At 68.3% G+C, this 12,565-nt stretch carries 11 protein-coding genes and 1 pseudogene; 9 read left to right on the forward strand and 3 right to left on the reverse strand.

Translation table 11 applies throughout. From position 1 onward, the window contains the following. Nucleotides 1-11: 11 nt before the first annotated feature. Together MLP_RS02485 and MLP_RS27800 are read right to left on the reverse strand one after the other, a co-directional pair. On the reverse strand, nt 12-509 hold the full coding sequence (locus tag MLP_RS02485; RefSeq protein WP_013861424.1) for a YybH family protein: 498 nt from the start codon (nt 507-509) through the stop codon (nt 12-14). A gap of 74 nt (nt 510-583) precedes the next feature. Continuing rightward, the gene (locus tag MLP_RS27800) at nt 584-748 is read right to left on the reverse strand and encodes a hypothetical protein (protein WP_013861425.1); all 165 of its coding nucleotides are present in this window, start codon (nt 746-748) and stop codon (nt 584-586) included. 24 nt (nt 749-772) lie between these two features. On the opposite strand from MLP_RS27800, the gene MLP_RS02490 reads away from it, so the two are divergent. Both MLP_RS02490 and MLP_RS29410 read left to right on the forward strand, forming a co-directional pair. Then, nucleotides 773-1,405 (forward strand): hypothetical protein, encoded by a 633-nt coding sequence (locus MLP_RS02490; RefSeq protein ID WP_013861426.1) that lies wholly within the window; start codon nt 773-775, stop codon nt 1,403-1,405. Between the two features lie 33 nt (nt 1,406-1,438). Next, nucleotides 1,439-1,759: pseudogene (locus tag MLP_RS29410) on the forward strand (FUSC family protein); the annotation flags it as partial. Between the two features lie 129 nt (nt 1,760-1,888). Here MLP_RS29410 and MLP_RS27810 read toward each other — a convergent pair. Next, nucleotides 1,889-2,191, reverse strand: coding sequence for a MerR family transcriptional regulator (locus MLP_RS27810; protein WP_013861427.1), 303 nt, complete (start codon nt 2,189-2,191; stop codon nt 1,889-1,891). A gap of 113 nt (nt 2,192-2,304) precedes the next feature. Here MLP_RS27810 and MLP_RS02500 point away from each other — a divergent pair, with 113 nt between their 5' ends. From MLP_RS02500 to MLP_RS02535, 7 genes are all read left to right on the forward strand, one after another. Next, nucleotides 2,305-2,727, forward strand: a complete 423-nt coding sequence (locus MLP_RS02500; RefSeq protein WP_013861428.1) for an Hsp20/alpha crystallin family protein — start codon at nt 2,305-2,307, stop codon at nt 2,725-2,727. A gap of 125 nt (nt 2,728-2,852) precedes the next feature. After that, nucleotides 2,853-6,182 (forward strand): formate dehydrogenase, encoded by a 3,330-nt coding sequence (fdh, locus tag MLP_RS02510; RefSeq protein ID WP_013861429.1) that lies wholly within the window; start codon nt 2,853-2,855, stop codon nt 6,180-6,182. Between the two features lie 31 nt (nt 6,183-6,213). After that, nucleotides 6,214-7,266: a 4Fe-4S dicluster domain-containing protein gene (locus tag MLP_RS02515; protein ID WP_013861430.1), complete on the forward strand. Its 1,053-nt coding sequence runs from the start codon at nt 6,214-6,216 to the stop codon at nt 7,264-7,266. Nucleotides 7,267-7,297: 31 nt separating this feature from the next. Beyond that, nucleotides 7,298-8,407 (forward strand): NrfD/PsrC family molybdoenzyme membrane anchor subunit, encoded by a 1,110-nt coding sequence (gene nrfD / locus MLP_RS02520; protein ID WP_013861431.1) that lies wholly within the window; start codon nt 7,298-7,300, stop codon nt 8,405-8,407. A gap of 196 nt (nt 8,408-8,603) precedes the next feature. Then, a complete protein-coding gene (locus tag MLP_RS02525) occupies nt 8,604-8,873 on the forward strand; it encodes a hypothetical protein (protein WP_013861432.1) in 270 nt (89 codons plus the stop codon). Nucleotides 8,874-8,876: 3 nt separating this feature from the next. Beyond that, on the forward strand, nt 8,877-9,305 hold the full coding sequence (locus MLP_RS02530) for a type II toxin-antitoxin system VapC family toxin (RefSeq protein WP_013861433.1): 429 nt from the start codon (nt 8,877-8,879) through the stop codon (nt 9,303-9,305). A gap of 163 nt (nt 9,306-9,468) precedes the next feature. Beyond that, nucleotides 9,469-12,555, forward strand: a complete 3,087-nt coding sequence (locus MLP_RS02535) for a hypothetical protein (RefSeq protein ID WP_013861434.1) — start codon at nt 9,469-9,471, stop codon at nt 12,553-12,555. The last annotated feature ends 10 nt before the right edge of the window (nt 12,556-12,565 follow it).

Raw genomic sequence — 12,565 nt, forward strand, 5'->3', positions numbered from 1 at the left:
CGGCAACCTTGTCACGCGGCGGGGTCCGCTTCGGGGCCGCGGGCCAACTCGGCGAAGTCGGCAAACGGGATCTCCTCGACCAGCGGGTCGGCGTGTCGGTGCACGATCTGCCAGCGATCACCCGCCCGCCGGAACACGATGGTGACCCGGAGCGACCAGTCCTGGTCGGCGTAGCCGCCGACCTCGCCGTGCTGGCGTTCGACAGCGACCAGCACCACCAGATCGCCGGAGGTGTAGGTGTGCTGCACCTCCAGAGTCGCCTCACCCCAGGCGAAGAATCGGCTCGTCGCTTCGAGGTCGCTTTCCGTCGGGCGATATCCGACGCTGGTTTCGCCGCCGTACGGCGGCATCAGCGAGTAGTCGTCCGGGTGGTCGAAGAGGTCGAGGTAGCGCCGGATGTCGCCACGGATATATGCCGAGGCGGCGTCGCTCATTCGGTCGAGCAGTTCCGCCAGTTGGCGGTCGTCGATGCCTGGATGACGTGGTGTCGGGTGCGAGTGTGGGGTCATACCTTGGAGGATGCCCCGCCGGCGCCCCGCGCACATCAGTAGCGACTACGGAGATTAAAGCCAGACCTTCTCGGTCAGCTCCGGTAGGCGGCGGCTTGGAGGCGGTAGAGATCGGCGTACGAGCCGTTGGCGTAGCCGGCGAACAGGGCATGCTCGGTCTCTGCGTCGAGGGCGGCGGTAGGGACGGCGAGAACGAAGATGATGCTTTCGCCTCGGTCCGCGTCGGAGTCCGTCCGCATCTCGGCACTACTAGGCTCGGCCGCGTGTCCCAAGACTCGGCGTGTGATCTTCTCGTCCTGCACGCCGTACGCCTGAAGGGTATGGCGGACGATGACGAGGTCGTGGCGCGCTTCGGCTTGGACCGGGCTGAGGTCAGCGAACTGCTGTTGGACTTCCAGGCGTACGGCTGGATCACGCGGGTCGACTTTGCCGGCACCGGAGGATGGACGCTGACCGAGGCGGGCAAGCGGCGCAACGAGCAGCAACTCGCGCAGGAGCTGACGACAGCGGGTGCGCAAACGCAGGTCGAGTCGGTGCACCGCGACTTCCTGCCGCTGAACGCCCGACTGTTGCTGGCCGGCACCGACTGGCAGCTGCGCCCGACAGCCACCGACCCGCTGGCCGCGAACAAGCACGACGATCCGAACTGGGACGCGCGGGTGCTTGGTGTCTTCGACGTCTTGGCACGGGCGCTCGGGGAGTTGGAACCGCGGCTGACCGCGTGTCTCGGCCGATTCGCCGGATATCACGATCGGTTCAGCCGGGCGCTGGAGCGGGTGCACGGCGGCGATCTCAGCTGGGTGACCAAGGTTCGGGAGGACTCCTGTCACACCGTGTGGATGGAATTGCACGAGGACCTGGTCGCCACTCTCGGCATTGAGCGGGGCGCAGGCTGAGTCGGCTGATCGCGGAGATGGTTGGCTGAGGCCATGCACGTGCTGCCGCCGCGACCGGCGCTGAAAGCTGCAGCGATCGCGCTGGCACCGGTGATCGTGATCACCGCGGTCCTCGGCCTGCAGGCGCCACCGACTCCGGCGGAACCGCGCATCGCACTGCGGCACGCAGTGGCTACCGCGGTGTCGTGCGGGGTGGCTCTGGGGATCGCGTTGGCGTTCCAGATCGACCACGGATACTGGCTGGTGGTCACCCTCGCCCTGGTGCTGCGACCGGTCCGGCACGAGACCGTACCGACCGCGCGAGCGCGCGTCACCGGGACCCTGGTCGGCGTCGTGATCTCGGTCGCTCTTCGGCCTGCTCCGGTTGGTGCTCACCGTGATCGGTGCCCTGGTCGCTGCCTTGCTCGCCGCCCTGCTGTATCGGGCCGATGCGCCGGCGGCTCCTGGTGGTGGGGAATCGTCGCCGGTCGAGTCCTGAGTGGATCAGTTGTCGGGGTCGAGATCGGCGAGCAACTGCCGAAGCCGATCGTTGTCCGCGCGCAACTCGAAGACCATGGCGATGCCTACCAGATTGAGGCCGCGCTGCAGCAGCACCTGGACCTCGGCCAGCCGCTCGATGTCGTCTTGGCTGTAGAGGCGGGTTCCGCCCCCGGTGCGGTGCGGATCGATCAGACCGGCCCGTTCGTACGCCCGGAGGTTCTGCACGCCGGTGCCGACCAAGCCGGCGGCGACCGTGATGCCATAGACGGCCAGCTGGCGGTCGTGTAGCTCCGGATCCTCGCTCACCTGGTCATCCTTCCATTTCAGTCTTGACCTGTCATGATCGGAGTGCTAGATAATCTATATCAGTCAATATAGTTTATTGATGGCATAGGCCATCGACACGAAGGAGGTATCCGATGGCGCTCCTGCGCTCTGATCCGTTCCGCGACTTCGACCGGCTCACTCAGCAGATCTTCGGCACGGCTGCCAGGCCGGCCTTCATGCCGATGGACGCGTGGCGCGAGGGAGAGAGGTTCATCGTCGAGTTCGACCTTCCCGGGGTCGACACCGACTCGATCGATCTGGATGTCGAACGCAACGTCCTCACCGTCCGGGCCGAGCGCCCGATGCGTGAGAGCACCGGCGAACTGCTCTCCAACGAGCGGTCGCGAGGAGTGTTCAGCCGCCAGCTGATCTTGGGCGACAACCTCGACCTCGACAAGATCACGGCGAGCTACCGCGACGGGGTGCTCCGCCTGGAGATCCCGGTCGCGGAACGGGCGAAGCCGCGCAAGATCCAGATCGCCACGGCAGAAGAACAACAGTCGATCACAGTCTGAGTAGGCGGGCAGCCGCCGACGTCGAGGAGGAGCGGATACCGGCCGAAAGCGCCGCGGTTTTAGGTGTATCTGCTCCTTCTCGATGACTGGTCCCTGGCCACGAGGACCGGTTGTAGCATCGGGCCATGGCGTGGAGTCCGTTGGAGTGGCCGGTCCTCCGGCAGTTCCGCTCCGGCGACGTCTTTGGTCGCGGACCCGCGGTGACCTCGGCCACCACGCGCCGCACCACTCCGCGCACCCGGACCGCGGACCGGGTCGTGCAAAGTGTGTGCCCCTTCTGCGCGGTTGGATGCGGCCAGAAGATCTATGTCAAGGACGAGCGGGTTGTCCAGATCGAGGGTGATCCCGACTCGCCGATCTCCCGCGGCCGGCTCTGCCCGAAGGGATCCTCCAGCGAGCAGTTGGTCAACAACCCGCTCCGACAGACCAAGATCCGCTACCGGGCGCCGTACGCGACGGAGTGGCAAGACCTGGAACTGGACACCGCGATCGACATGATCGCCGACCGGTTCGTCGAGTCGCGCCACCGGGGTTGGCAGGACTGCGATGAGCACGGGCGGCCGCTGCGTCGGACCATGGCCATCGCGTCGCTTGGCGGCGCGACGCTGGACAACGAAGAGAACTACCTGATCAAGAAGCTGTTCACCGCTGCCGGAGCGATCCAGATCGAGAACCAGGCCCGCATTTGACACTCCGCCACGGTTCCCAGTTTGGGAGCCACGTACGGGCGCGGTGGTGCCACCCAGCCCCTGCAGGACATGGCCAATGCTGATTGCATCGTGCTGATGGGCGGCAACATGGCGGAGGCACACCCGGTGGGCTTCCAATGGGTGTCCGAGGCGATAACCCGAGGTGCCCGGGTCATCCACATCGACCCGCGGTTCACCCGGACCTCGGCGGTCGCAAACAAGCACGTACCGATCCGGGCCGGCTCCGACGTCGTGCTGCTCGGTGCGCTGATCAACCACATGATCAGCAACGAGCTCTACTTCCGGGACTACGTGGTCGCCTACACGAACGCGGCGACGTTGATCAACGAGGACTATCGCGACACCGAGGACCTCGGCGGACTGTTCTCCGGCTTCGATCCCACGACCGGTCACTACGACCCGTCGACATGGTCGTACGCGGATCCAGGCGGTGGTTCGGTAGGCACCGCGGGCGGTGACGAGCACGGGGCGAGCGCGTCGGACCGGGCTGCGGGAGAGGAGCACGGTTCGGGCGGCCCGCCGCTGGAACATGCCGAGGTGGTGCGCGACGAGACCCTGCAGGATCCACGGACGGTGTTCCAGATCCTCAAGCGGCACTTCTCCCGCTACACCCCGGAGATGGTGCGCGACATGTGCGGCATCAGCATCGCCGATTTCGAGTATGTCGCCCGATCGATCGCGGACAACTCCGGGCGGGAGCGGACGACCTGCTTCGGGTACGCGACCGGCTGGACCCAGCACACGCTGGGCGCCCAGTTCATCCGCACGGCGGCCATCCTGCAACTGTTGATGGGCAACGTCGGTCGGCCGGGCAGCGGAGTGATGGCCTTGCGCGGACATGCCAGCATCCAGGGCTCGACCGACATCCCGACCTTGTTCAACCTGCTGCCGGGCTATCTGCCGATGCCCACGGTGGGCAAGCACGACACGTACGACGACTACGTCGCCTCGATCGGCTCCAAGCAGCAGAAGGGCTACTGGGCATACGCGGAGACCTACGTGGTCAACCTGCTCAAGGCCTGGTTCGGCGAGGCCGCGACCGCGGAGAACAACTGGGCCTACGACTATCTGCCGCGGCTGAGTGGGCCGCACGGCACCTACCAGACCGCCATCGCGATGCTCGCCGACCAGGTGGAGGGCTATTTCATCCTCGGCCAGAACCCGGCGGTCGGCTCGGCCAACGGGCGCCAGCAACGGCTGGCGATGTCCCACCTGAAGTGGCTGGTCGTCCGCGACCTCAACATGATCGAGTCGGCGACCTGGTGGAAGGAGGGGCCGGAGATCGCCTCCGGTGAGCTGTCGACCACCGAGATCGGCACCGAGGTCTTCTTCCTGCCGGCCGCCACCCACGCCGAGAAGGCGGGCTCCTTCACCCAGACCCAACGGATGGTTCAGTGGCGCCACCAAGCGCTGCATCCGCCGGGCCAGGCGCAGAGCGACCTCGACTTCTTCCATGCGCTGGGCGAACGGATCCGGGCGCGGCTGGCCGATTCCACCGACGAGCGCGATCGGCCGCTGCTGGAGATGACCTGGGGCTATCCACCCGACGAGCACGGCAACCCCGATCCGGAAGCGGTGCTGAACGAGATCAACGGCTTCTATGTCTCCGGGCCCGATGCCGGCAAGCCCTTGTCCAGTTACACCGAGATGCGAGCCGATGGGTCGACGGCAGGCGGCTGCTGGATCTACACCGGGGTGTATGCCGAGGGGATCAACCAGGCGGCTCGGCGGCAGGAACGTGGCGGCCCCAGCGGGACGCAGTGGGGCTGGGTCTGGCCGGCCGATCGGCGGATCATCTACAACCGCGCTTCGGCCGATCCCGACGGCAAGCCGTGGAGCGAACGCAAGAAGTACCTGTGGTGGGACGAGCAAGCGGGGCGGTGGACGGGACCGGATGTGCCGGACTTCCCGATCGACAGAGCGCCGCATGCCCGGCCCGATCCCGCGCTCGGTGGAGCCGAGGCGCTGGCCGGCGACGACCCGTTCATCATGCAGTCCGACGGCAAGGGCTGGCTGTTCGCGCCTCGTGGCCTGGTCGACGGTCCGCTGCCGGCGCACTATGAGCCGCAGGAGTCACCGGTGGCCAATGCCCTGTATCCGCAGCAGCAGGCACCGGCCCGGGTGTTGTTCGCCCGCCAGGACAACCTCGGCGCACCCAGCGCAGGCGATCCGGGGGTGGACGTCTATCCGTACGTGTTCACGACCTATCGGTTGACCGAGCATCACACCGCCGGCGGGATGAGCCGCTGGTCGCCGTTCCTGGCCGAGCTGCAGCCGGAGATGTTCTGCGAGGTCTCCCCGGAACTGGCCGCCGAGCGGGGGCTGACCAACGGTGGCTGGGCGACGATCATCTCGCCGCGGTCCGCGATCGAGGCCCGGGTGCTGGTGACCGACCGGGTGCGGACACTCACGATCAACGGTCGCGAGGTCCAGCAGGTCGGGCTGCCGTACCACTGGGGGGTCGGCAGTGACGCCGTGGTCAGCGGAGACGCGGCCAACGACCTGCTCGGGGTGTCCCTGGATCCCAACACTCAGATCCAGGAGTCCAAGGTTGCCTCGTGCGACGTGGTCGCCGGGCGCCGGCCGCAGGGTGAGGCATTGTTGCGGTTGGTGCGGGAGTATCAACAGCGGGCCGGTGCGACGGTTCAGACCGACCAGGCGCGGGTCACCGATCCGTCGCGTGAGATCGTCGATCCGCCGGTGAGCGGCGACGATGAGGGTAAGGGCGGTTCGATCAGATGGTGACGGGCCAGATCGTGACGGGGAGGAGCGGCTGATGGGACAGTTGTCCGGGCCGACCGACCCGAGTGCCGACGCTCACTGGCAGATTCACCAGCCGCGCAAGGGCTTCTTCACCGACACCTCGATCTGCATCGGGTGCAAGGCGTGCGAGGTCGCGTGCAAGGAGTGGAACCAGAACCCGCGTGACGGCGACCTCGAACTGACCGGGATGTCGTACGACAACACCGTCGCGCTGGGTGCCAGCACCTGGCGGCACGTCGCCTTCGTGGAGCAAGGTCGTGAGCGGATCGTCGAGGCGCGCGAGTCCGGCCGGGCGCTGGTCAGCCTGGGGATGCCGTCGATGGGCCCGCCGCGCGCGGCGGGCGCTGGGGTGGGCACCGCGACGCTCGAGCCCCCGGTGATCGACCTCCGGGGACGCGACTTGTCCGGGACGGACACCACGCCACCGGACACGCCCGAGTTCCGCTGGCTGATGGCCTCCGACGTGTGCAAGCACTGCACCCATGCCGGCTGCCTGGATGTCTGTCCGACCGGTGCCCTGTTCCGCACGGAGTTCGGCACCGTCGTGATCCAGCCGGATGTCTGCAACGGCTGCGGCACCTGCGTCGCCGGCTGTCCCTTCGGGGTGGTCGAGCGGCGCAGCGACGGCACCGCGGCGCCGACGTACCGGGAAGGGCAGCGCAAGGGTGAGCAGCCGCCGGTGCCCAAGCGGGGGGTCGCACAGAAGTGCACGCTCTGCTACGACCGGCTGATCGACGGCGAGACCCCGGCCTGCGCGCAGACCTGCCCGACCACCTCGATCAAGTTCGGCGACCACGACGACCTGGTGGACATGGCGCGCGAACGGGTGGCCGAGCTGCACGCCCAGGGTCTGACCGAGGCGCGGCTCTATGGTGCGAACGAGCTCGACGGCGTCGGCGGCACGGGGGCGGTCTTCCTGCTGCTGGATGAGCCGGAGGTGTATGGACTGCCGCCGGATCCGCGGGTCTGCACGGCCGATCTGATGACCATGTACAAACGGGCCGGGATTGCGATGGCGGGCATGGTCGCGGCCGCGGCGGTCGCGTTCCTGACCGGACGGCGATGACGCCGGTGCGGCCAGCGACGACGGGACGGCCATGACGCAGTCGGAGTTCGACGAGGTTCGGCCGCCCGAGCCGCCGCGTCGGCGCCGCCGCGGCGATCGTCCGGGCGGGCGCCGTTCGGGTCGCCGGGGCGGCTCGGGTGCCGGCGGTGATGGCGCCCGCGAGATGTTCATGGTGCCGGAGGCGGAGTTCACCTCCTACTACGACAAGCCGATCGTCAAACCGCCGCCATGGGGGCACGAGGTCGCGGCGTACTTGTTCCTCGGCGGCGTCGCCGGCGGGTCGGGGCTGCTGGCTGCCGGTGCCCAGCTCACCGGCAGGCCGAAGCTGCGGCGCAACGCGCGACTTGGCGGCATGGCGTCGGTGTGTCTGGGCGGAGCGGCGCTGGTGGCCGACCTCGGCCGGCCCGATCGCTTCTACAACATGCTGCGGACGTTCAAGGTCACCTCGCCGATGAGCGTCGGCTCCTGGATCTTGAGCGCGTTCGCGGGCGGACTGTTCGTCGCCGGCGCCTCCGAGATCGATCGGATGCTGAAGAACCGCCTGCCGCTCGGGCCCTTGCGGCAGGTGCTGCGGTTCGTGGAGGGGCCGGCCGGGCTCGCGGCTGCTGTGTTCGCGGCCCCGTTGGCCGGCTACACCGCGGTGCTGCTGGCCGACACGGCCAACCCGACCTGGAACGCCACCCACCGGGATCTGCCGTTCGTCTTCGTCAGCTCGGCGAGCCTGGCCGCCAGTGGGCTGGCGATGGTCACCACACCGGTCGCCGAGACCGGGCCGGCGCGGGTGCTGGCCGTGCTCGGAGTGGCTGGCGACATCACCGCGATGAAGCTGATGGAGCGCCGGATGGACCCGGTCGCGGCCGAGCCGCTGCACCACGGTCAGGCTGGGACGCTGCTGCGGTGGAGTGAGCGGCTGGCCGTGGCTGGTGGTTTGGGGGCATTGCTGGGCGGGCGCCATCGAGCGGTTGCGGCCCTGTCGGGGTTGGCGCTGCTGTCGGCCTCGGCGCTGACCCGATTCGGGGTGTTCGAGGCGGGCATCCACGCCGCCAAGGATCCCCGCTACACCGTCGAGCCGCAGAAGCGCCGCCTGGCCGCCCGCCGCGCCGCCGGCATCACCGACGACTCGATCACCACCGCCGGTTGAGTCAGAGCTCGCCGATCTGAGTTAGTTCATGACGGGAATTTGACTCTCAATCGAGCCTTCTCGGCGTGTCGCGGCGCGTCAGCCCGAATGAAAGGCAGATTCCCATCATGAACTAACTCAGGTGGGCATGTGTGGCGCCCCTGGCTCCGGCGCGAGTGGTCCCTGTCGCTGATAGCGGAATTGATAGCATGAGTTCATGTCGAATGTGCTCGTTCGTGACGTTTCGCCCGATGACTTGGAGCTGATTCGGTCGGCGGCGGCGGATCAGGGTGCTTCGTTGCAGAGCTACTTGCGGGACACCATTCACGCCCAGGCGGTGTATTTGCGGCGGCAGGCGGCGATCGCCCAGGCCGAGGCCCGGCTGGCCGGACGGTCGAAGGTGCCCGAGAGCGAACGAGCCGCGGTGCTGGATCTGGTTGAGCAAGCCCACCAGGACCGAGCCGAGCACCTGGGCACGCGGTTTTGACCGGTGATCGTCGACGCCGCGCTGGTCATCGACGCGGTCGCCGATCCCGGGCGCCGTGGCCAGGCCGCTCGGGCCGCCTTGAAGTCAGTGCCTGCTGCGGAGGTGCTCCGAACGCCGGGGCACTTCGCCTTCGAGGTGATGTCTGGTCTCCGCTCGGCGGTGAACCGGCCGCATCATCCGCTCCAGCCGGCCGACTTGCCCGCCGCGCTCCAGGCGGCCGCCGGGCTTGGAATCATCATTGAAGGGACGCCGTGGCCTGACGTCGAGCGGGCCTGGGCGCTCGCGCAGGGGTCTCTGCGTTATGCGGACGCGATCTACGTGGCCGCCGGAGAGCGGCACCAGAGCGCGCTGCTGACTGCGAACGGCCAGATCGAGAAGTCTGGCGCGGTCATCCACTGCGAGGTCATCACGATCTCCCCGCCGGTTCCCTGACCAGGGCTCGCGGCGAGCGCCCGTAGCTCAAGGACCCCGCCATACGGCCGAACCACAAGCGCCGCTTGGCCGCTGGCGTCACCGGCGACTCACCGTCGCCGGCTGAGTTGAGCGCAACCACGACACAACAAATCTGCAACGTTGATGTCCGACCTTGGTCGGTATGGCGATTCTCGACAACCCTTCGGCGGTCGGCGCGGCAACCGATCAGCACTCAGCGGCCCAGGTCGCGCCCACTCGCGTCGACCGGCTGATCCGAGCCGCCGACCAACTCTGCCTGACACTGGAGTTCCTCAACCTGGACGTCGACCCGACTGGGCGCACACTGGTCACCGTCGATCCGCGGGTTGCCTTCACCGGCGTACGGATTGTGTTCGGCTCCCAGCACACGGCCGAGGCGACCGTCGACGCCGACGAGGAGGCACCGACTGCGGGCGTCGACCACCGCCGCGCGGCAGAGTCCCGGCTGGTGGTCGCGCTTCCGAGCGGCACCCCGTACGCGTTGAAGAGCATCCTCGATCTCGCCGGGCGAGCGCTCGTCCTGGACGAACGAGCGGTCCCGAGCCGCAAACCGTCCAGCACGTCGTCCGAGCCCAGCTCTGAGGTGACCGCCCTCGAGCTGGTCGACTCGCTGATCTTCTCTCCCGAGCCGGACGGCCGATTCGCCGCTGGGCTGGTGCCGGTGACCAGGGCGGACGTCACCGAGATCTGGCGGGCACGTCTCCTGCCCGAAGGCGAGACGGGCGTGAGCACCGACGCGGACTCGGCCGAGCGGGCCAAGCTCCGAGCGATCTGGTCCAGACCGGGCGACACTCCGCCCGACCGGCCGTTGACCTCCGACGAACGCAGCCGGATCGTCACCGCGACCACGGTCGACCCTGCCGAGGCGATCGAGGTGAACCGGCTTTGGCTGACCACCCACGGATCGTTCATCGACCTCTCCGGCGCCTGGGCCACCGGTCAGCTCGCGAGCTATCTGCACCGCACCGTGGCCGGCCGAGACCTGCACGTCGAGACCGCGGAGCGTGGCTTCCTCGCACCCTTCGGTGTACCGGCAACGATCACCACCGTCATCGAGCGGGTGCTCAGCGACGATGCCGACGGCCACCCGGTTGCGATCCTCGTCCGGCAGGACTATCTGTCCGTCTCCGGTGCCGCGCGGGTGTTCCCGGCCGTGCGCATGCCGCAGGACGGCCGCGGCCTCCCGTTCTCCCGCGTCGTCGCCACCGACGGCGGACACGGACCGGTGGCGCTGATTCCGGTGACTCTCGACGACGGCAGCCAGATCGGCACCGACAAGATCGCTGCCGTCACCCGCGACGGCGTACCCGTGGTGATCGGCTATCGGGCGACCGACCGGACCGCACGCACCGGCATCGCGTTCACCCTGCCGGCCATCTTCGTGACCCTCGATCACGCGTTCACCGTCCAGGACAGGGTCAACGGCGTTCTCACCCCGCTCGGCAATCTCAGCAGGTTCTTCGCCGATCACCCGGTCGAGGCCGAACTGGGTGGTCAGTCGGTCGGCTGGGCCGACCCGCATCCCGACGGACGGGCCGGTTCGACTCGATCCACCCGCCTTATCCGGTTCGGTCTCGATCGGCCGGATCTGGCTGGGTCGAGCGCGAATGCGATCCGCGACGAGCTCGAGGCCGCGGGGCAGCCGGCGTTCTATCCGCGAGTGTCGTCCGCGCAGGTCACCGACGACGCGGTGGCGGCTCTGGTCGGTGGCAGCGAGGCGATTGAGGTGACCTATGCCGATGCCTGGCTTGCCCATGGCAACGGTCGCGCCAACCCCGGTCTCGCGTTCCACTCCCTGGTCACGCCGGGCACCCTGGACCGAACCGGCGCCGGGCAGGGCCTGGTTCGGCCGTCGCTGCGCATCGACACCTTCAGCCAGACCCTCGGCTCCGGTATCGCTCCCACCGCCGGGATTGCATCGCCGCTCGCCGGGACGGCATCCTCCGCAGCCGGTGCGAGCGCCGGACCGCCGATCCTCAGCTGGGATCCGGCAGCTGCACTGGGCGACGCGGCCAGGTTGTTTGGCTCGATCGCCCTGCAGGAGATCGTCGAGCAGGTCAACATCGCGCTGGACGACCTCGGCGGCGACACCGGGCTGCCGACCGTCGAGACGCTGCTCGAGGAGGAGGGGATCGGCTATCTGCTCCGCTGGCAGCCGAAGCTGAAGACCTTCCGGGTGGCCGGCGACCCGGTGTTCGTGATCGCCCAGGACCTGACCCAGGTCGGCCTGCCCGACTTCTTCGGCGACAAAGCAACCTCGACAGCGAAGATCGAGCTCAGCCAGTTCGTGCCGTTCGATGCCGATCCCGAGGAGGCGGTCGACACCGACTTCGAACTCAGCCTGGATAACGTCACGCTCCGGCTGCCACCCGGGGCACCCGCGATCGCCATCGCGTTCCGTCGGGTCAGCTACCACGATCCGGGTGACGGCAACGCCGCCCTGGACACCGATCTCGCCGACTGGCGGTTCATCGAGGTGCTGGAGTTTCTCGAGCCGGTCCGAGAGTTCATCGTCGGCCTGCTCGACCTCGGCGACATCGAGATCGACTCCGATGGCGTCCGCGCCGAGGTCGAGATCCCCGTGCCCAAGCTCGCCTTCGGGGTGATCAACGTGACCGGGCTGAACGTCGGACTCGGCTTGGACCTCCCCAACACGGGCAGTTCCACGATCGGGTTCAACCTGTCCCGTCGCGACGACCCGTTCCGGATCACCGTGATGGGTTTCGGAGGCAGCGGCTCGCTGGAGGTGCGGCTGGTCGCCGACGATCTGGACTTCCTGCTCGGCAGCCTGGCCGTCACCTACGAGCTGGCGGCCTCCATCGTCGTCGTCTCGGCCTCCCTCTCGGCCTCCTTGGGCATCGAGCTGACGTACGAAGACTCCGCGGTCACCCTCGGCGCCTACGTCGAGCTCACCGGCAACGCCAGCGTGCTCGGCCTGGTGAACATCACCGGCAAGGTGCTGCTCTCGCTGCTCTACAACCTGAGCAGCAAGCTGCTCAGCGGCACCGCCCAGATCACCGCCGAGGTGGACACGCCGTTCTCGAAGTCCGACACCAGCTGGCGGCAGACCGTCGAGGTCTCCCTCGCCTCCGATGACGGCGGCCGACGATCACGAGCCGCTGTCCTGGGCGCCGGGCCGACCGCCGGTGAGCCGCTCGGTAGCGGTCCGTCGTTCGGCGATCGCTTCAGCGCCGACCAGTGGGCCGAATACTGCGCCGCCTACGTCTGATCACTCCCGG

The organism is Microlunatus phosphovorus NM-1, from assembly GCF_000270245.1.
GTDB classification, from domain to species: Bacteria; Actinomycetota; Actinomycetes; order Propionibacteriales; family Propionibacteriaceae; genus Microlunatus; species Microlunatus phosphovorus.